General features: G+C 70.2%; 13 protein-coding genes. 9 read left to right on the forward strand and 4 right to left on the reverse strand.

Going from position 1 to position 19980, the window contains the following annotated elements; genetic code table 11:
- Positions 1 to 7: 7 nt before the first annotated feature.
- Positions 8 to 2221: a hypothetical protein gene (locus JOE59_RS00675; RefSeq protein WP_204458473.1), complete on the reverse strand. Its 2214-nt coding sequence runs from the start codon at positions 2219 to 2221 to the stop codon at positions 8 to 10.
- A gap of 83 nt (positions 2222 to 2304) precedes the next feature.
- Positions 2305 to 2601, reverse strand: coding sequence for a putative antibiotic biosynthesis monooxygenase (locus tag JOE59_RS00680; RefSeq protein ID WP_204458475.1), 297 nt, complete (start codon positions 2599 to 2601; stop codon positions 2305 to 2307).
- A gap of 100 nt (positions 2602 to 2701) precedes the next feature.
- Between JOE59_RS00680 and JOE59_RS00685 the strand changes: the two genes are divergently transcribed.
- From JOE59_RS00685 to JOE59_RS00695, 3 genes are all read left to right on the forward strand, one after another.
- Positions 2702 to 3328 (forward strand): TetR/AcrR family transcriptional regulator, encoded by a 627-nt coding sequence (locus JOE59_RS00685; RefSeq protein ID WP_204458477.1) that lies wholly within the window; start codon positions 2702 to 2704, stop codon positions 3326 to 3328.
- Between the two features lie 211 nt (positions 3329 to 3539).
- Complete coding sequence (locus JOE59_RS00690) at positions 3540 to 4283, forward strand: LGFP repeat-containing protein (RefSeq protein ID WP_204458479.1); 744 nt, start codon at positions 3540 to 3542, stop codon at positions 4281 to 4283.
- 55 nt (positions 4284 to 4338) lie between these two features.
- Complete coding sequence (locus JOE59_RS00695) at positions 4339 to 6873, forward strand: DEAD/DEAH box helicase (protein ID WP_204458481.1); 2535 nt, start codon at positions 4339 to 4341, stop codon at positions 6871 to 6873.
- A 30-nt stretch (positions 6874 to 6903) separates the two neighbouring features.
- On the opposite strand, the gene JOE59_RS00700 is transcribed toward JOE59_RS00695, so the two are convergent.
- On the reverse strand, positions 6904 to 7800 hold the full coding sequence (locus JOE59_RS00700; RefSeq protein ID WP_204458484.1) for an EamA family transporter: 897 nt from the start codon (positions 7798 to 7800) through the stop codon (positions 6904 to 6906).
- Positions 7801 to 8047: 247 nt separating this feature from the next.
- Between JOE59_RS00700 and JOE59_RS00705 the strand changes: the two genes are divergently transcribed.
- From JOE59_RS00705 to JOE59_RS00725, 5 genes are all read left to right on the forward strand, one after another.
- Positions 8048 to 12370 (forward strand): ExeM/NucH family extracellular endonuclease, encoded by a 4323-nt coding sequence (locus JOE59_RS00705; RefSeq protein ID WP_204458489.1) that lies wholly within the window; start codon positions 8048 to 8050, stop codon positions 12368 to 12370.
- Positions 12371 to 12518: 148 nt separating this feature from the next.
- Entirely contained in the window at positions 12519 to 14561 is a 2043-nt protein-coding gene (recQ, locus tag JOE59_RS00710; protein ID WP_204458491.1) for a DNA helicase RecQ, read from the forward strand.
- Positions 14562 to 14730: 169 nt separating this feature from the next.
- On the forward strand, positions 14731 to 15393 hold the full coding sequence (locus tag JOE59_RS00715; protein WP_307836894.1) for a PadR family transcriptional regulator: 663 nt from the start codon (positions 14731 to 14733) through the stop codon (positions 15391 to 15393).
- Between the two features lie 150 nt (positions 15394 to 15543).
- Entirely contained in the window at positions 15544 to 16575 is a 1032-nt protein-coding gene (locus JOE59_RS00720) for an ATP-binding cassette domain-containing protein (protein ID WP_204458501.1), read from the forward strand.
- Entirely contained in the window at positions 16572 to 17402 is an 831-nt protein-coding gene (locus JOE59_RS00725; RefSeq protein ID WP_204458503.1) for an ABC transporter permease, read from the forward strand. Before JOE59_RS00720 ends, JOE59_RS00725 begins: the two co-directional genes overlap by 4 nt.
- Before the next feature lie 148 nt (positions 17403 to 17550).
- Here JOE59_RS00725 and JOE59_RS00730 read toward each other — a convergent pair whose 3' ends face one another.
- Entirely contained in the window at positions 17551 to 18930 is a 1380-nt protein-coding gene (locus JOE59_RS00730; RefSeq protein ID WP_204458506.1) for a TetR/AcrR family transcriptional regulator, read from the reverse strand.
- A gap of 115 nt (positions 18931 to 19045) precedes the next feature.
- On the opposite strand from JOE59_RS00730, the gene JOE59_RS00735 reads away from it, so the two are divergent.
- A complete protein-coding gene (locus tag JOE59_RS00735) occupies positions 19046 to 19858 on the forward strand; it encodes a histidine phosphatase family protein (RefSeq protein ID WP_204458508.1) in 813 nt (270 codons plus the stop codon).
- The last annotated feature ends 122 nt before the right edge of the window (positions 19859 to 19980 follow it).

Genomic DNA, 19980 nt, shown 5'->3' on the forward strand with positions numbered 1-19980 from the left:
CGGAGTCCTACTCGGGGAGCGAGGGGCCCGGCGACGAGGTCGGCGACGGGGATGCGGCCTCGGCCGACGCCGGCCAATCGTGGAACCACCTCGCCCAGCGCTCCGCGCGCCAGCCCTGCGGTCGGAGCAGCTTGCGTCGCGCCGCGAGATCCTTCGTGAAGGCATCGGTGCGCACTGCATCGCGGAGCTTCATCGGCGCGGGGATCGCGGCGATCGCCCGAGCGTCGACGTCGGCGACGTCGGTGCGCGCAGCCACGACGATCGGAACCGGTGCGTAGAGCGGTTCGACGAAGACGAAGATCGCCACGATCAGGAGGGCCACGGCGCTCCAGATCAGCCCCTCGAGCGGGGGACGAGCCCAGGCGTAGATCGCGAACCATGCGCAGACGACGGCGCCGCCGACGTAGAACGCGCGGGGGATCGAGCTCAGTACGAGCCAGTGGCGGGGCTCGATCGGGCACCGGTCCCACTCCCGCGACCGCCGCGTGACCGTCGAGAGGCGCTGGTTCAGCCAGATCAGCACGGCGAGGACGAGCCCCGAGGCGATGAGCCAGCTCCACGGGTTCAGGCCGTCGGGGTCGGTCACGAACGAGGCCGCGTCGATGGCGGCCGGCACCGCCTCCGCGACATCGCGACCGCCCGGGAACACCCCGATCATGAAGCCGATCGCACCGGCGATCCAGCTCGCGAAGGTCGCGAAGGCGGCGTAGACGCCCGGCAGCCCGGGCAGGATCGCGGCGATCACGACGGCGGCGAGCATGTTGACGCCGAGCGACTTCTTGTCGATGACCGAGAGCCGGTTCTCGACCAGGGCGACCGCGGCGGGGGCCGGCGGGAAGTCGGGTCCGAGCAGTTGCCGCGCTGTCGGCTCGACGACCTGGATCGTGTTCTGGAAGTACACCGAGTGGTCGAGGAAGGGCTGGCTGGTGTTGTGCACGGCGTGCTCTTCGGGCCCCGTCGAGGTGGAGCCGGATCCCCCGGGGAAGTAGGCGTTCCGCCAGCGTTCGCGGCGGCCGGGCGCCGTGTCGGCGATGGGGCCCGCCGAGAACGGATCCCAGATCGCCCAGTGATTCGTCCACTGCACTCCGTCGCCTGCGCCGGGTTCGGCGTTGCGATCGATCCACTTCTTCACGGGGCGGTACTCGTCGGGCCGGCCGAGCCATCGGTCGCGTCCGAGCAGCACGACCGCCGCGCCGACCGTGGTCAGGCGGTTCACGTTGAACTCGCTCGGCTTCAGCTCCTCGAAGAGGGCGTACGTCGCGACCGCGGCACCCTGCGAGTGGGCGAAGAGGTGCACGTCGCCGTCGTCGCCGACGAGCTCCTTCGCCCGGGCGAGGGCGTCGCGCACGACGAGGCGCATGGCCGAGGCGCGCACGGGGCGCTCCTTCCAGGCGGCGACGTCGCCGATCGATTCGATGATGCCGTCGATGACCCCCTGTGCGACGTTCTTGAACCACGGGATCAGCAGGAGCGGGCTGATGAGCGGCAGGATCGGCGTCAGCACGGTGGCGAGCAGCACGAGGAAGACCCACGTGACGGCGAACGCGACCGTGCAGACGGCGAGTCGCACGACGTCGATGGCGAGGTCGACGCCCCTCGGGAGCGTTCGGGGCACGCCGGGCGCCTTGGTCCAGTGCTGCACGAGCGTGTACCAGGGAACGAGCACCATGGTGCCGAGGAAGAGGTCGAGCACGCGCCAGATCGTGCGCCACATGAAGACGACGGCCCACTGGAAGATCTCGCCGCGATTCATCGGCACGAAGGACTCCGACCAGCGAGCCTCGATGATCGCGAACTTCTGCACGACGTCGTCGGTCTCGTCGGCCGGTGCGCCCGCCGCCTGCGCGAGGGGCCCCGGGTACCGCACGGTCGCCGTGATCATCGGCAGGTCGCCCGACAGGTCGGACGTGCGGATGTCGACGCCGTGGCGCTCGTCGGCGCCGATCACCCGATCGCGTGCGAGCCAGTCCATGCGTCCGAGCAGCGGTTCTGCCCATTCGAGCAGGATCTGGCTGCGGTAGGCGTTGCCCATGCCGTGCACGACCACGAGCGCCCGGTCGAACGGCTGGTCATCGGATGCCTCGGACTGGCGCCCGGTCGTCGAATCGGCCGTGCCGGGCGCGGCGTCGTCGGTGACGTCGGTGACGTCGGTGACGACGTCAGTGTCCGACGGTGCTGTGGCTGCTGACTCGTCTGGCGTGGGGCTGGGTGCGATCCGCATGGATTCTCCTCGAGCGAGTGCGTCTCAGCGAACGCTAGCGGCTCGACCCGCCCCCTGTCGCCTGTGTCATCGCGGAGACCTCGTCAGTGCAGGCCCTGACCCGCTCGCGCGATGCGGCGGCGGCGCATCGCCCCATAGACGGCGAGCAGGCGCGGCACGACGAGGTACACGGCGAGCGGCACGACCACCACGGTGAGTGCGAAGGCGCGGAGCACAGGATGCCACGACTCGGAGATCGGCCCGATGAGGATCATTCCGACGGCGACGAGGGGGAAGATCGCGAGCCAGGTGATGACGGCGCGCACGTGGACCGAGGGCGGCGCGGGGGGTGCGACGGGGGTCGGGATGGCCGCTGCGGTGGCGGGGCCGGTGGTGCTCATCTGTGGTTCCCTTCGATGATTTCCAACTGAACGGTTGTAATTGAACCACGCCGGTCGTAGATTCGCAACCGTTCAGTTGGAAAATTGCTAGGATGGCACCATGGCCTGGGACGTCGAGCGCACGAAACGCCTCCTGCTCGATGCGGCGACGGCGGAGTTCAGCGAACACGGGCTGGCCGGTGCACGCATCGATCGCATCGCGGCGAACGCCGGCGTCAACAAGGAGCGCATCTACCAGTACTTCGGCAAGAAGGACGAGCTCTTCGCCACCGTGCTCGGCACGCAGTTGCGCAGCACGATGGACGCGGTCCCGATGATCGGAGCGGGCCCGGCGGCAGCCGGCGACTACGCCGGACGGCTCTTCGATCACCACATCGCCGAGGCGACGATCCCGCGCCTGGTCTTCTGGGAGGGGCTCGAACGCGGCGAGAGCGCGGCGGCCGATGCCGCGCGCGCCGACTACCACCGCGTCAAGGTCGAGGGGTTCCAGAAGCTCCTGCCCGGTGTCGACCGGCGCAACGCCGCCGAACTCCTGCTCACGATCGTCACGCTCGTGAACGCCTGGCCGGTGCTCGGCCATCTCGATGAGCTGCTCGTCGGCGCCGACGACCCGGTGGCCGATCGCCGCGCCGCGCGCCGGAGGTCGATCGTGCAGACGGTCGAGCTCCTCGCCGAGGCGGCGCAGCGCCGGTCGCCCGAGGGCGACCGGTCGGGTGCGGATCGCTGAGATCCATCAGGAGTTTCAGGGATAACCCTGATTCGCGGCATCCGTCGACGCTCGTACTGTGAGTATCGATCGCCGCTCCGCGGACTGCAGGGGGAACTGTCACCGCGAGGTGGCGATCGGAAAGCCGGTCAGCACCGAGTCCCGAACACGAGGTGCAGGCCGGCTTCCCCCTTTTTGAGGCGCCGTCGGCGCACAGCAGAACGGCAGGGCGATGACCGAGCGGAAGATGCACCTCACGCGGCAGCGCGATGCCGCGCCCGCCCGAGCAGAGGTGCGTTCCGCGCATGTCGATCGCGCGCTGAGCTGGAGCGACTTCCGCACCGCCGTGCGCTACGACCCCGCCAACCGACTGCTGCTCGCCGTGCCGGCGATCAGCGCGAAGCGCGCCGAGCACTCGTGGCTCGGAGAGGCGACGACGCCGCACACACGCCTCGGCGAGGGCGAGATGTACCGCCGCGAATACGAGCGCGGGGCCGTGTACTGGTCGGCGCGCACCGGCGCGCACGAGGTGCACGGGGCGGTCGCCGAGCACTGGCAGGGCGTCGGGGCCGAGACGTCGTTCCTCGGGTTCCCGACGACCGATGAGCAGCCGCTCGCCGCATCGGAGCAGGGCGGCAGGATCGCCGGCGGCTTCGCGCACTTCGAGGGCGGTTCGATCTACTGGAGTCCGGCTCACGGCCCGGCGATCGTGTTCGGCATGGTGCGCGACATCTGGGCGCTGCTCGGGTGGGAGCGTTCGGCGCTCGGACTGCCGGTGCTCGACGTCGACCTCGTGCCGGGCACGGGTGTGCTGCGCGGCGTCTTCGAGCACGGCACCGTGGAGTGGTCGTCGTCGACCGGGCCGGTCGTCGTCATCCACTCGTCGCCCGGCAGCCCCGACTCCGCCGGCGCGCTCGATGCGGTCGACGAGGACACGCTCGACCGGCTCCGGGCCGACTTCGCCCCCGGGGCCTGATCCAGTCGGGCGGCCCGCGACGCGCACGTTCGCGCCCGCGTGACAGACTCGACGGATGACCTCGACCCTGCCTGAGCTCGCGCCGAGCCCGTACGACGCCGACGCGATGTACGACGCCTTCGTCGGCTGGGCCGAAGGTCGCGGGCTCTCGCTGTATCCCGCGCAGGACGAGGCGATCATCGAGATCGTGTCGGGCGCGAACGTCATCCTCTCGACGCCCACGGGCACCGGCAAGTCGCTCGTCGCGGTGGCGGCCCACGCGGCATCCCTCGCACGCGGCGGGCGCAGCTACTACACGGCGCCCATCAAGGCCCTCGTCTCCGAGAAGTTCTTCCAGCTCGTCGAGATCTTCGGCGCGATGAACGTCGGCATGGTCACGGGCGACAGTTCGGTGAATCCGGATGCCCCGATCATCTGCTGCACCGCCGAGATCCTCGCGAACCTCGCGCTGCGGCACGGGCCCGACGCCGACGTCGACCAGGTCGTCATGGACGAGTTCCACTACTACGGCGACCCCGATCGCGGCTGGGCGTGGCAGGTGCCGCTGCTCACGCTGCACCGGGCGCAGTTCGTGCTCATGTCGGCCACGCTCGGCGACGTCACCGCGATCGCGGCCGACCTGAAGCGTCGCACCGGCCGGGAGACCGCGCTCGTGACCGGGGTCGACCGCCCCGTGCCGCTGCACTTCTCGTACGCGAAGACGCCCGTGCAGGAGACGGTCGAGGAGCTCATCGAGACGCGGCAGGCGCCCGTCTACATCGTGCACTTCTCGCAGGCCGCGGCGATGGAGCGCGCGCAGGCGCTGTCGTCGATCCGCGTCGTCACGCGCGAGCAGCGCGACGAGATCGCCGAGGCGATCGGCGGATTCCGCTTCAACACCGCGTTCGGCAAGACGCTCTCGCGACTCGTGCGCGCGGGCATCGGCGTGCACCACGCCGGCATGCTGCCGCGCTACCGCCGGCTCGTCGAGACGCTCGCCCAGCGCGGCCTGCTCCGGGTCATCTGCGGCACCGACACGCTCGGCGTCGGCATCAACGTGCCGATCCGCACGGTGCTCATCACCGCGCTCGCGAAGTTCGACGGGCAGCGGATGCGCCAGCTCACCGCGCGCGAGTTCCACCAGGTCGCGGGGCGGGCCGGGCGGGCCGGCTACGACACCGCGGGCACCGTCGTGGTGCTCGCACCCGAGCACGAGATCGAGAACGACGCCGCAGTGCGCAAGGCGGGCGACGACCCCAAGAAGCTCAAGAAGATCGTGCGCAAGAAGGCGCCCGCCGGTCAGATCACCTGGGGCGAGGCCTCGTACGAGCGACTCGTCGCCGCTGAGCCCGAGCCGCTCGTGCCGCAGCTGAAGCTCACCGCGGCGATGCTGATCAACGTGATCGCCCGCGGGGGAGACGTGATCGGAGACATCCGCTCGCTCGTCTTCGACAACCACGAGCCGCGCGCCCGGCAGTTCGAGCTCGCGCGGCGGGCGCTCGAGATCTTCCGCACCCTGCGCGACGCCGGTGTCGTCGAACTGCTGCCCCCTGCGGGCGACGGCCTGCCGATCGTGCGCCTTACGGTCGACCTGCAGCCGAACTTCGCACTCAACCAGCCGCTCTCGCCGTTCGCGCTCGCCGCGATCGAACTGCTCGACCCCGAGGCCACGGCAGAGAACGGAGCCGGCACCGGCCACTACGCACTCGATGTCGTGAGCGTCATCGAGTCGACGCTCGACGACCCGCGACCGATCCTCTCGCAGCAGCAGTTCAAGGAGCGCGGCGAGGCCATCGGCCGCATGAAGCAGGACGGCATCGAGTACGACGAGCGCATGGAGCTCGTCGAGCTGGTCACCTGGCCGAAGCCGCTCGACGAGCTGCTCGCCCAGTCGTTCGAGGTCTTCGCCACGAGCCAGCCGTGGGTGCGCGACTTCGAGCTCTCACCGAAGTCGGTGGTGCGCGACATGTTCGAACGCAGCATGTCGTTCGGAGAGTACGTCGGCTTCTACCAGCTCGCCCGCAGCGAGGGGCTCGTGCTGCGCTACCTCTCCGACGCCTACCGGGCGATCCGCCAGACGGTCCCGACCGAGGCGAAGAACGAGGAGCTGCTCGACATCATCGAATGGCTCGGCGAGCTCGTGCGCCAGGTCGACTCGAGTCTCGTCGACGAGTGGAACGAGCTCATCGACCCCGCCGCCCACCTGCCCGAAGACGAGACCGCGGTCGTGCCGCCGGCTCCGCCGTCGGTCGTGACCAACCGGCGCGCGTTCACGGTGCTCGTGCGCAACGAGCTGTTCCGCCGCGTGCAGCTCGCCGCACTCGAGCGAGACGACGACCTCGCCGAGCTCGACCCCGACGCCGGCTGGCCCGACGCCCTCGACCGGTACTACGCCGAGCACGACGAGATCGGCACCGGAGCGGCGGCCCGCTCGCCGCGCCTGGTCGCGATCGACGAGTCGGATGCCGCAGCCGGCATGTGGCGCGTCGAGCAGACGATCGACGACCCCGCCGGCGATCACGACTGGCGCATCAGGGCCGAGGTCGACCTCGATGCCTCCGCCGAGGAGGGCGCGGCCGTCGTGCACGTCACCGAGGTCGTTCGGCTCTGAGCCCCGGGCTGTCCTCGACCTGCGAACGGGTCATGCGACCGCGAGCATGGCCGCCGACGTCAGCGCGAGCACGAGGCCGGCCCACTGCACTGGAGCGATGCGCTCCTTCAGCACGATGGCAGCGAGCAGGATCGTGCCGGCCGGGTACATCGCGCCGAGCACGGCGGCGATCGCGAGCTCCCCGGCGCGGATGCCGAAGAGGATGAGGGCGTTCGCGGCCGCGTTGACGAGCCCGCCGACGATGGCGAGGCGGATGCCTCGTGCACGGTCCCGAGCGGCGAGGGCGGCGTCCGTCGACTCGTCGGCACGCGGCATCCGCGACCGCTTCGCCCGCGCCCGGAGCGCGAGCCCGCCGACCAGGGCGAACATGACGGCTGCGGTGACCGCGCTGTTGACCGCGAGGGGCGCGAGGCCGCTCTCGTCGGACGTCCGGTCGATGAGGATGAAGAACGCGCCGATCGCGGTGCCCGATCCGATGCCCATGACGATGCCGGTGAGGCTCGGCCTGACCGCGCCGCGTTCGGGCACGAAGCCGACGAGCACGACCGCGACGAGCGCGAGGCCGAGCGCCCACGGTGCGAGCGGGCCGAGCCGTGCCCCGGTCGCGAGGCCCCAGAGCATCGGCACGATCGCAGAGACCACGGCGGTGAGCGGAGAGAGGATCGACATCGGGCCGATCGCGAGGCAGGCGTAGAGGAGGCCGATGGCGGCCGCTCCTGCGACACCCGCCGCAGCGCCCCACCAGAGGTCGGCGGCGGTCCACGCCCCACCCGCCAGCGGCGTCGCGACGGCCAGGCCGATGAAGCCGGCGACCGCGGCGACCGCGGTGGCGAGCACGGCGCCGATGCGTTTCGCGGCGAGCCCGCCGAGGAAGTCCGCCGCCCCGAACACGAACGCTCCGGTGAGCGAGAGAACGGCGGTGAGCATGGTGCTGCTCAGCGTATCGGGCACCGCCCGTACGGCCGGAACTGCTCATCCGTGCGGCTGCCGCCCGGTCATCTGCTCATCTGAGCAGAGGTTGTGAACTCCGCGTGAAATCGGGGCGAGCGGGTGGTGGCAAGCCCTTGGCAGCGGCACAGCGCGGTCTTATGCTACGGAGCAATCGTCCCGCCGCCGGCGTGCTCGCTGCAGCGTCGAATCCGAGGTGGGGTGTGGTCGTTCGATGAGGAGAGTCATGCAACGTCGCACCAGAAACTGCTTGTCCGGGGTGGCGCTCGTCGCCGCGGGCACGCTCGTCGCCGGGTTCCTCGGCGCCGCGCCCGCGGTCGCCGCGGTCGACGGCTCGGGCGTCGTGATCAACGAGGTCTACGCGCGCGGAGGCAGCGCGAACCAGCCGTTCCAGAACAAGTTCGTCGAGCTCTACAACCCGACGAACGCCGACGTCTCCCTCGCCGGATGGTCGCTGCAGTACCGCTCGGCCACGAGCACGGGCCCCTCGAGCGGCGTCGGTGCGTTGAGCGGCACGATCAAGTCGGGCGGCTACTACCTCATCGGCCTCAACAGCAACGGCGGAACCGGTGCTGCGCTGCCCACCGCCGACGCCTCCTTCTCCGTGGCGCCGAGCGGAACGAACGGCTCGCTGTTCCTCGCCAAGGTGCCCGGTGCGATCAACCCGGGCAACGGATCGGTCGTGAACAACCCGCAGGTGGCCGACTACGTCGGCTACGGCACCTCGGCGAACTTCGAGACCGCGGCCGCCGCGTACCCCGGCGACAACGCCGTCCCCGGCAGCATCGTGCGCTCCGGCTTCAAGGACACCGACGACAACTCGAAGGACTTCACCTTCGCGGCGACGCCGACTCCGCAGAACTCCGGCAGCCCCGGCGGACCCGTTCTTCCCGTTTCGAAGACGATCGCCCAGATCCAGGGCACCGACGTCGCTGCCAGCCCGCTCGTCGGCCAGGCCGTCGTCACCGAGGGCATCGTCACGGCCGACCACCGCGTCGGGGGCTACGACGGCGTCTACATCCAGACGGCGGGCTCGGGCGGTGCGACGGATGCCACGCCCAAGGCCTCCGACGGCGTCTTCGTGTACCTCCACGGCGAGAACCCCGCCGTCGGCATCGGCGACAAGGTGCGCGTCACCGGTCTCGTCGAGGAGTTCAACGGCCTGACCCAGATCCGTCCCGAGAAGGCCGCGAACGTCGAGCTCGTGCAGGCTGCGGCGGGCCTGCCCGCGCTGACGCCGCTGCCCGCCACTGCCGTCGGCAACACGGCCCGCGAGGCGTTCGAGGGCATGCTCGTCGCGCCGAGCGGCACCTACAAGGTCGTCTCGAGCCACAACCTCAACCGATTCGGCGAGCTCTGGCTGAACGCCGGCGCCGCGATGCCGGTGAAGTCGACCGAGACGCAGCTGCCCGGCTCGAAGGGCGCGAGCGACATCGCGGCGGCGAACAAGGCCAGCCGCATCCTGCTCGACGACGGGTACAGCATCGCCGTGCGCAACTCGAACGGCACCGACAACCCGGCCCACCCGGGCGACCAGCCCTACTTCACGAAGGCCACCGTCGTCCGCAACGGCGACGTCGCGACGTTCCCGACCTCGGGCTACGTGCTCGGCTTCGGCTTCAACGAATGGCGCCTGCAGCCGTCTCAGCCGATCAACGACGCGAGCCCCGCATCGGTCAAGCCGACGTTCGCGAGCCTCGACGCCGCGGGCAAGGTCATCGGCAACCCGCGGCCGACCGCGGCACCCGCCGTCGGCGGCGACATCACGGTCGCCGCGTTCAACGTGCTGAACTACTTCACGACGTTGACGTCGGAGAACCCCGAGGCCCGCGGCGCCGACACCGCCGAGGAGTTCGCGGTGCAGAAGGCGAAGATCGTGAAGGCGATCAACGGCCTCGACGCCGATGTCGTCGCGCTCCAGGAGATCGAGAACTCGGTCGCACTCGGGGAGAAGCCCGATGAAGCGCTCGCCGACCTCGTCGCGGGCCTCAACGCCGCGGCCGGCGCCGGCACGTGGAAGTACGTGAAGACGCCCGAGTCGCTCCACGACCCCGCGATCACCGACGTCATCACGAACGCGATCATCTACAAGCCCGCATCGGTCAAGCCGAGCGGCGAGGCGCAGACGATCATCGACGAGACGGTGTGGGACATCGCGCGCGAGCCGATCGCCCAGACCTTCAAGTACGACAAGCAGTTCGTGACCGTCATCGCGAACCACTTCAAGTCGAAGAGCGGCACCGACCCCTCGCCGCAGCCCGGCCAGGACGCCTTCAACGACGAGCGCACGGCGCAGGCCGAGTCGCTGCTCGCCTTCGCGAACGAGCTCTCCGAGGATCGCAAGAACGCGGTCTACCTCGTGGGCGACTTCAACTCCTACGCCAAGGAGGACCCGATCAAGGTGTTCGTCGACGCGGGCTGGAGCGACCTCGTCTTCAGCAAGGCGCGCGGCCAGTACACCTACACCTTCGACGGTGAGCTCGGCTCGCTCGATCACGTCATCGCGTCGCCCGCGGCGAACAGCCGCGTCGCGAAGGCCGCGGTCTGGTCGATCAACTCCCCTGAGTGGGCGGGCCGCGAGTACTGGGGCCCCGCTGCCGAGACGGTCGCGGAGGCCACGCCGTTCCGTTCGAGCGATCACGACCCGATCCTCGTCGGCGTCGGTTCCGAGGCGGTGCCCGGCAAGGTCGACATCGACCTCGTCACGGTCAACGACTTCCACGGTCGCATCGAGCAGTCGGCCCCGTCGGGCGGCATCGCGGCGCTCTCCAGCGCCGTGAAGCAGATCCGTGCAGGCAACCCGAACACGGTGTTCGCCGCAGCGGGCGACATGATCGGCGCTTCGACGTTCACCTCGTTCATCCAGAAGGACGTTCCGACCATCGAGGCGCTCAACGCAGCCGGTCTCGACGTCAGCTCGGTCGGCAATCACGAGTTCGACCAGGGCTTCGCCGACCTCACCGACCGCGTGATGCCGCTGGCCGATTGGGAGTACCTCGGCGCCAACATCCGCGACAAGGACACCGGCGCTGCCGCTCTGCCGGAGTACTACACCCAGGAGTTCGACGGCGTGACCATCGGCTTCGTCGGTGCGGTCACCGATGAGCTGTCGTCCCTCGTGAGCCCGGCCGGGATCGAGGACATCACGGTGGAGGACCCGACCGAGGCGATCAACCGTGTGGCCGACCAGCTGAGCGACGGCAACGACGAGAACGGCGAGGCCGACATCATCGTTGCGCTCGTGCACGAGGGTGCGGCGACCGTCGAGAAGTCGTCTGCGGTGGACCCGGTGTCGCGCTTCGGCAAGATCGTGCTCGGCGTCGACGCCAACGTGGACGCGATCGTCTCCGGTCACACCCACCTCGCCTACAACCACGTCGTCACCGGTACCGACTCGGAGCTGTTCGACCACGCGCCGATGCCGGTCATCTCGAGCGGCCAGTACGGCGAGCGGTTCAGCAAGATGGACATCCAGTGGGACCGCAAGACGAAGTCGTTCACCATGAAGAACGAGATCTACAGCCTCATGGACGGCACGACGGCGCTCTTCCCTGACGACGCCGCGGTGAAGCTGATCGTCGACGACGCGGTCCAGGTCGCGAACGAACTCGGCAGTGTCGTGCTCGGCGAGGCCGAGGGCGACTTCGGCCGCGCGGTGGCCTCCGACCCGGCGGGCGCATCGTCGTTCCCCGAGAACCGGGGCGGTGAGTCGACGCTCGGCAACCTCGTCGCCGACGTGCAGCTGTGGTCGCTCAACGAGGACGGCACCCGCAACGTCGATGTCGCCGTGATGAACCCGGGCGGCCTTCGTGCCGACCTGGCATCGGGTGAGGTCACGTACCGGCAGGCCGCGAACGTCCAGCCGTTCGCGAACACGCTCGTGACGGTCCGCATGACCGGCGCGCAGCTGAAGTCGCTCCTCGAGGAGCAGTGGCAGCCCACGGGTGCGTCGCGTCCGTTCCTGAAGCTCGGCATCAACAAGGAGTTCACCTACACCTACGACCCGACGGCTGCGGCCGGTTCGCACATCCGTGAGATGCGCCTGAACGGCGAGCCGGTCGATCTCGGGGCCACGTACACGGTGGGAGCCAACTCGTTCCTCGCGGCAGGCGGTGACAACTTCTTCACGTTCGCCGACAAGGCCGTGGCGGCGACCAAGGCCGACTCGGGCAAGATCGACCTCGAGTCGATGGTCGACTACTTCGAGGCGGCTCCCGAGCACACCATCACGCCCGACACAGCCCAGCGCGCGGTCGGTGTGCACGTGGACGGCGACGGCACCTACGCGCCGGGCGAGACCGTCACGGTGCTGCTGTCGTCGCTCGACTTCAGCCGCAGCGAGCCGGTCTCCGGTACCGTCGTGATCTCGCAGGGCGGCGCACAGGTCGCCACGGCCCCGGTCGTGCGGGCGTACACGCCGCTGCTCGATGAGATCGGCAAGGCAACGGTCACGTTCGCGGTCCCCGCGGGCGCGAGCGGGCCGACGCGATTCGACATCTCTGTGCCGACCACCGGCACGGCGAGCTCGTTCGTGCTGAACATCGGGTGACCGAGGCGAAGAGTCGACGACGGGGGCGAGCGGATGCGACATCCGCTCGCCCCTTCGTTCGTGCGCACTCCTCCTCGACCGCCCGGCTCGCGGCCATCGCGTCCGAGCCACGGCTGAGCGTGTCCGCTGCCCTCGTTAGACTCGACGGATGAGCTGGAACGCGCAACCCGACTGGACCGACGAGGTCCCGTGGGACCCCGACGAGCTCGCTCCGCCGCCCGACGACGAGTGGGTTCCGCCCGTCGATGACGCCCAGTTCGGCGCCGCGCGAGGCTCCGCTCCGGCGCGTTCGGCGGGTGCGGTCGGCGTGTCGCCCCGCCAGTCGTCGGGAGTCGTCGCGGCGGGTCGTCGCATTGCTGCGCCTGCACGGTTCGCCTCGGCCGCCGAAGCCCTCCACACCGTCTTCGGCTACGACAGCTTCCGCGGCGAACAGGCCGAGATCATCGCGCAGGTCGCGAGCGGGGGCGACGCCGTCGTGCTCATGCCGACCGGCGGCGGCAAGAGCCTCTGCTACCAGATTCCGTCGCTGTTGCGCGAGGGCACGGGTATCGTCGTCTCGCCGCTCATCGCGCTCATGCACGATCAGGTCGACGCGCTCGTGCGCAACGGCGTGCGCGCCGCATACCTGAACTCGAGCCAGCAGTCGCACGAGCGCGCGGAGGTCGAGCGCGCGTACCTCGCCGGAGAGCTCGACCTGCTCTACGTCGCCCCCGAGCGGCTCGGCAATGAGGCGACCAAGCGCTTCCTCGAGCAGGGCTCGATCGCCCTCTTCGCGATCGACGAGGCCCATTGCGTCGCGCAGTGGGGGCACGACTTCCGGCCCGACTACCTCGCCCTCTCCGAGCTCGCCGAGCGCTGGCCCGACGTGCCGCGCATCGCCCTCACCGCCACGGCGACCGAGGCGACGCATCGCGAGATCACCGAGCGGCTGAGCCTCGGGGGAGCCGAGCACTTCGTCTCGAGCTTCGACCGGCCGAACATCCAGTACCGCATCGACTCGAAGCTCGAGGTGCGCAAGCAGCTGCTCGAGTTCATCCGCAGTGAGGGGCGCGACGCCGCCGGCAACCCGGTTGCGGGCATCGTCTACGCGCTCTCGCGTGCGAGCACCGAGAAGATCGCCGCGTACCTCGCCGAGCACGGCGTCAACGCGATGCCGTACCACGCGGGTCTCGACGCTGCGGTGCGCCGTCGCACACAGGAGCGGTTCCTGCGTGAAGAGGGCGTCGTCGTCGTCGCGACGATCGCGTTCGGCATGGGCATCGACAAGCCCGACGTGCGCTTCGTCGCCCACGTCGACCTGCCGAAGTCGGTCGAGGGCTACTACCAGGAGACGGGTCGCGCCGGCCGCGACGGTGCGCCCGCCACCGCCTGGCTCGCCTACGGTCTGCAAGACGTCGTGCAGCAGCGCCGCATGATCGACGAGAGTCCGGGCGACCTCGCGCACCGGCGTCGTCTCGCACAGCACCTCGACGCGATGCTCGCCCTCTGCGAGACGGTGCAGTGCCGCCGCCAGAACCTGCTCGGCTACTTCGGTCAGCCGAGTGAGCCGTGCGGCAACTGCGACACCTGCCTCGAGCCGCCCGCCTCGTGGGACGGCACGGTGCCCGCCCAGAAACTCATGTCGACGATCGTGCGCCTGCAGCGCGAGCGCCGGCAGAAGTTCGGCGCCGGCCACCTCGTCGACATCCTGCGCGGCAAAGAGACACCGCGGGTGCGCCAGTACGGCCACGACGCGCTCGCGACCTGGAGCATCGGCCAAGACCTCAGCGACCAGCAGTGGCGCGGCGTCGTGCGGCAACTGCTCGCTCAAGGCCTCCTCGCCACGCACGGCGAGTACGGCACCCTGACGGTGACGGATGCCGCGGCCGACGTGCTCTCGGGCAAGCGGGTCGTGAAGCTCCGCACCGAACCCGAGCGCGTGTCGCGCTCGCGCAGCACCCGCGCGGCCACCGCCGCAGCCGACCTCGAGCCGGCGCAGGTCGAGCTCTTCGAGCAGCTTCGCGCCTGGCGGGCCGGTGAGGCGAAGGAGCAGGGTGTGCCGGCGTACATCGTCTTCGGCGACGCGACCCTGCGCGCCGTCGCGGTCGCGAAGCCGTCGAGCCTCGCCGACCTCGACGGCATCACCGGCATCGGCGCCAAGAAGCGCGAGGCCTACGGCGAGGCGCTGCTCTCGGTCGTCGCCTCGGCCTGACGCCATCGACCCGGCTCGAGCCTCTCCTCGGCTCGAGCCACGTCTCCTCGGCCCGGCTCGCCGTCCTTCCGACCGGCGTCCGTCGAACGGCATCCGGTGACCTTGACGGATCCTCACTCGCGATATACTCTGAACAAAGTATTTGGAGGTGAGTATGTCGCGTCGACCGGTGAGCAACCCGCTCGCACTCGCGGTGCTGGCGAGCCTGTGGGAGCGCCCGATGTACCCCTACGAGATCACGACCACGCTGCGCGAGCGCGGCAAGGAAGACAGCATCAAGCTGAACTTCGGCTCCCTCTACGCGATCATCAAGTCGCTCGAGAAACACGGCCTCATCGAAGAGGCGCGCGTCGAGCGCGAGGGCAATCGGCCCGAGCGCATCGTCTACGCCATCACCGATGCCGGCCGCGCCGAGGCGCACGACTGGATGCGCGAGCTCATCGCAGTGCCGATCAAGGAGTACCCGGCATTCGAGTCGGGCCTCTCGCTCATCGCGCTGCTCGCACCCGATGAGGCGATCTCCCTCCTGCGCGAGCGCCTCGAGCGCCTCGATGCAGAGCTCGCCTCGCGGGCGCAGCTCGCCGAGCAGTCCGACGAGCTCGGCCTGCCCGAGCTGTTCCTCGTCGAGTTCCACTACCGCGTCGCCATGACCCGCGCCGAGCGCGAGTTCGTCGCCGGCATGCTCGAGCGGCTCGAGGCCGGCGAGCTCGGGGGGCTCGAGGCGTGGAAGGCCATGCACGAGCTGATCGAGTCCGGCGCGACGGCCGAAGAGATCGAGGCGCGGCTCGCGCACTACCTGGCGGAAGGAGCCGCAGACCAGCAGCAGCACTGACCAGTACACAGATCGATGGCCCGGATGCGGCAACACCCGAGCCATCTCGCAACCGAGTCGTTCAACGTGAATCGAATCCATCCCAGCGCGTGCCGCCATTCTATCGGCGCGCCCTCACGACCGAACGGCTCCCCACCGAAGGAGAGCCTCATGGCTGCATCACCCGACGGGATGGCCCTCGTGGCCGCCGATCTCGTTAAGACCTATCCGCAGGGGCGCGGCAAGCCCCCGCTCCGAGCCCTCGACGGGCTCACGTTCCAGGCAGAGGAGGGCACGGTCTTCGGCCTGCTCGGGCCGAACGGCGCCGGCAAGTCGACGACCGTCAAGATCCTCTCGACCCTCGCACGCCCAGACTCCGGCACCGCCACGGTGGCCGGAATCGATGTGGGACGTCACCCCGGTCGCGCACGAAGCGCCATCGGCTTCGTCGCCCAGAAGCAGGTCTCCGACCCCATGGACACCGGCGTCGAGAACCTCGTGCTCGCCGGTCAGCTGCACGGCATGTCGACGCGTGCTGCGCGCAGTCGGGCGGGCGAGCTGCTCGAGCGGTTCGCGCTCACGAGTGCGGCCCGCCGCCAGGTCAAGACCTACTCGGGCGGCATGGCGCGCAAGCTCGACGTCGCGATCGGCCTCATGCATCGTCCGCAGGTGCTCTTCCTCGACGAGCCGACGACCGGTCTCGACCCCGAGGCGCGCGCCGAGATGTGGGCCGAGATCGAGCGGATGTCCCGTGAGGAGCGCATGACCGTGCTGCTGACCACCCACTACCTCGAGGAGGCCGATCGGCTCGCGAGCCGACTGGCGATCGTCGATGCCGGGCGGGTCGTGACCGAGGGCACACCCGAACAGTTGAAGAGCGAGCTGCGCGGCGATGCCGTGGTGATCGAACTGCACGAGGCATCCGTCATCGCTCGGGTGCTCGACTCGCTCGACCGCCTCGGCGGCTTCCACGAGGTCGCGACCGAGGGACGTGCGGTGCGAGCCCGAGTAGATGACGGCGGCGCCGCGCTGCCGCTCGTGCTCGCGGCGCTCGACGGCGAGGGCATCGCCGTCGCCTCCGCGACCGTGTCGCGGCCGAGCCTCGACGACGTCTACCTCGCCCACACCGGGCATTCGTTCGCCGCGGTGCACGCCGGCTCGTCCGTCGATGCCCGCACCGATCTCGAGGAGGTCGCATCATGACAACGCTCACGAACCCCGCCCCCGTCGCGACGCGGCCCGCGTACGCGCGCCCGAGCTTCTTCCGCCACACCGCCTACCTGACGCTCCGGCAGCTGCGGGCGGCGGTGCGCATACCGGCGTTCATCGTCATGAACGTCGTGCAGCCGCTCATCTGGCTGCTGCTGTTCGGCCAGCTGTTCACCTCGGTCGTCGATATCCCGGGATTCACGGGCGGTGACAACTACCTCGAGTTCCTGACGCCGGGCATCGTCATGATGATGGCGCTGTTCGGCAGCGCCTGGGCCGGCACGAGCTACATCCAGGACATGGATCGCGGGGTCATGGATCGCTTCCTCACCTCGCCGACGAGCCGCGGCGCGATGATGGTCTCGACGCTCGTCTACCAGGCGCTGCTCACCCTCGTGCAGTCGCTCATCGTGCTCGGCGTCGCCTGGCTCGGCGGGGCGCGGTTCGACGGCGGCCCCGGCGGCATCCTGATCCTGCTGCTCGCGGCGATGCTGCTGACGGCGTCGTTCTCGGCGCTGTCGAACGCGGCGGCACTGCTCGCGCGCAACCAGAACGTGCTGATCGGCATCTCGCAGCTCATCACGATCCCGCTCATGTTCCTGAGCTCGGCGCTCATGGACACGAGCCTGTCGGCCGACTGGGTCGCCGAGGTCGCGCGGTTCAACCCCTTCGAGTGGGCCGTCGTGGCCGGCCGCGAGGCGCTCGGCGCGAGCCCCGACTGGGCGAGTGTGTGGGGTCACCTCGGCCTACTCGCGGTGTTCACCGCGGTGCTCGCCTGGGTGGCGACGCGGGCGTTCCGCGTCTACCAGCGCAGCGCGTAGCCCTCGGCAGCGGGCGTGGCGCGGCATCCGCTCGTGGGACCGCGAGCGAGCCTGCGAGTCGGCGGATCCGCGCCGCGACACGCCGATCCCGGTGGCCCGGGGTCGGCGTGTCGCGTCATCCGTCCGCACTGGCGCAGATGGGCAGGTCTCAGGCGGGCGGCGAGACCCGCGGCGGGGCATGCACCGAGAACGTGACCGCGGCGTCGAAGTAGTCGGCGAGGATGCCCGCGACGTCGATCGCCGGGTCGTAGCCCCACTGCACCTGCAGGCCGTCCCACATGGCGGGCACCCAGCGTCCCTCATGCCTCGGATTCCGGCCGGGGGCGAGGAGCCCGTCTGCGGCGAGCCGTTCGAACAGCGCGGTGAAATCGGCGATGGTGCGCCGCGAACGCTCGGCGAAGAACCGGTGGGCCGGATGCGCCGGCGACGCCGCTTCGCTCGTGAGCACCGTGTAGACCTCGACGAGACCCGGCGTGTCGAGCTCGGATCGGCGGGCTGTTCGCACCATGAGCTCGATCGTCTCGGCGGGGGAGGCCGCCAGGAGCTCCTCCGAGCTCGGGACCGTGCGGCGGTCGCGCTCGGCGATCACGGAGACGAGCAGCGCGTCCTTCGTCGGGAAGTGGTGCAGGAGCGCCGACTTCGAGATGCCGACGGCCTCGGCGACCTCTCGCAGGCTCGTGTCGTGGTATCCGCGGCGCGCGAAGAGCTCGGTGGCGTCGGCGATGATGCGGGCCTGCCGAGCGCGACCGACCGCGTAGCCGGCCGGTGGGGCGGTCGCAGGAGTCGAGGGCTGCGGCGCGTCGGCCGCGGTCCCGTGGGAGGCGAGGCTGGTGGCCGCCGCCGCCGCCGTCGGGCCGTCGCCCGCCCCGGCCTCGGTGCCTGCTCCGGCCTCGGGTTCTGCTCCCGCCTGCTCGCGCCTGCCCGTCAGCTGCTGCGCGAGTTCCGCCGCGACATCCACCTCGCCCGGGTTGTAGAGCGATGCCAACTGGAGGCCGTCCCACCCGGCGAGCATTCGTGTCGCATCGTCGCGCGACCACGGGGTCGCCGGCGGCTGCCGCAGGCTCTCTTCGCGCAGTTCCCGGTAGCGGGTTGCGAACCGGCCGTGTGCGGGATGCTCCGGGCTGACGGCCTCGCCGGCGAGGGCGGAGAAGAGCTCGAGGTAGCCCGGCTTCGACTGGTTGTGCTCGGCGAGGGCGATCAGCAGGAGCGGCGGAACGTCGGTGCGCGCGGCGAGCCAGTGCTCGTTCTCGAGCTCGAACCGGGTGACCACGGCGTCGAGGATCTGCTCGCGTGACGAGAAGTGCCGCAGCACGCCGGGGTGCGAGAGTCCGGCCTCCGCCGCGACTTCCCGAAGCGAGACGCCGCGGTAGCCGGATGCCGCGAAGCACCGTGCGGCGGCGGCGACGATGCGTTCGCGCGTCGCGCGGCCTCGTGCGGACGCCGCGGGCCGCGCGGACGTCGCGGGCCGTGCGGACCCCGCGGACGCCGTGGGCGGCGCGGCTTCTGGTCCGGAGCTGTTCGGCGGCATCGGCGCTCAGCCTACCCGCGGACATCGAACCCATTTTGTTACCGCACGGTCGGTATTGCGCCCATATGCTGACACCGGGCATCCGCCCCGCCTACATCGCCACAAAGGAGTCCCGATGAACCGCACCGCGCGCGCCGTCACGGCCGGCGCCCTCGCCATCACCACCCTCGCCACGCTCGCCGCCTTCTCGGCCGTGCCGGCCACCCAGGCGGCCGAGCCGAAGAAGCCGAAGCCGGGCACGGTCACGATCTACCTCACGCGCCACGGCGAGACGATGCTGAACACCCTCGAGCGAGCGCAGGGCTGGTCAGACTCGCCGCTCACCGAAGAGGGCCGGCTGTCTGCCGAGCACCTCGGCGCGGGCCTCGCCGAGTCCGGCGTGAAGTTCGAGGCCGCCTATTCGGCCGACATGGTGCGGCACTGGGAGACGGTCTCGCTCGCGCTCGACGAGCTCGACGCGAAAGACGAGGCGACCCGTGACGAGCGACTCCGCGAGATCTCCTTCGGCAAGTTCGAGGGAGCGAAGAACATGGAGATGTGGGCGGCCATCGCAACCGAGCTCGGCTACGCCAACGTCGGCGAGCTGTTCACCGACCCCGATTTCGACTTCATGGAGGGCCTCAGCGCGGTCGCCCGCCTGAGCGAGGGCAGCGGCCTCGTCGCCGAGACGCCCGAACAGGTCGCCGCCCGTGCGGTGGAGGCGCTCGACGACATCGCCGCCAAGCAGGCGAAGCACGGCGGCGGCGAGGTGCTCGTGGTCTCGAGCGGCATCACGATCATGCTCGCGCTCGAGACGCTCGGGGCCGACGTGAGCGAACTCACGAGCGGCATCGAGAACGGTGCGGTCAGCGAGCTCGTCTACAGCCGCGGCGAGTGGACGATCAAGACCGTCAACGACCTGAGCTACGTCGAGGCCGGATCCGACTGATCGGCTGACCCGCCCACCACTCGACCGCACAGGCACGGATGCATCTCGAGCGTCCGTGCCTGTGTGTTTCCGCCGGGGACTCGAAAACCAAGCGACATTCGGTTTATGATGAACCGGATGCC

The sequence above is a fragment of the Agromyces cerinus genome (genome assembly GCF_016907835.1).
Taxonomy (GTDB): domain Bacteria; phylum Actinomycetota; class Actinomycetes; order Actinomycetales; family Microbacteriaceae; genus Agromyces; species Agromyces nitratus.

Bases quoted from the DNA above. Each gene is read 5' to 3' on its own strand.
- JOE59_RS00700 (WP_204458484.1), bottom strand. From the start codon at position 7,800: ATGCTCACCGCCGTTCTCTCGCTCACCGGAGCGTTCGTGTTCGGGGCG.
- JOE59_RS00675 (WP_204458473.1), bottom strand. From the start codon at position 2,221: ATGCGGATCGCACCCAGCCCCACGCCAGACGAGTCAGCAGCCACAGCA.
- JOE59_RS00685 (WP_204458477.1), top strand. From the start codon at position 2,702: ATGGCCTGGGACGTCGAGCGCACGAAACGCCTCCTGCTCGATGCGGCG.
- JOE59_RS00690 (WP_204458479.1), top strand. From the start codon at position 3,540: ATGACCGAGCGGAAGATGCACCTCACGCGGCAGCGCGATGCCGCGCCC.
- JOE59_RS00705 (WP_204458489.1), top strand. From the start codon at position 8,048: ATGCAACGTCGCACCAGAAACTGCTTGTCCGGGGTGGCGCTCGTCGCC.
- JOE59_RS00725 (WP_204458503.1), top strand. From the start codon at position 16,572: ATGACAACGCTCACGAACCCCGCCCCCGTCGCGACGCGGCCCGCGTAC.
- recQ (WP_204458491.1), top strand. From the start codon at position 12,519: ATGAGCTGGAACGCGCAACCCGACTGGACCGACGAGGTCCCGTGGGAC.
- JOE59_RS00735 (WP_204458508.1), top strand. From the start codon at position 19,046: ATGAACCGCACCGCGCGCGCCGTCACGGCCGGCGCCCTCGCCATCACC.
- JOE59_RS00730 (WP_204458506.1), bottom strand. From the start codon at position 18,930: ATGCCGCCGAACAGCTCCGGACCAGAAGCCGCGCCGCCCACGGCGTCC.
- JOE59_RS00720 (WP_204458501.1), top strand. From the start codon at position 15,544: ATGGCTGCATCACCCGACGGGATGGCCCTCGTGGCCGCCGATCTCGTT.
- JOE59_RS00680 (WP_204458475.1), bottom strand. From the start codon at position 2,601: ATGAGCACCACCGGCCCCGCCACCGCAGCGGCCATCCCGACCCCCGTC.
- JOE59_RS00695 (WP_204458481.1), top strand. From the start codon at position 4,339: ATGACCTCGACCCTGCCTGAGCTCGCGCCGAGCCCGTACGACGCCGAC.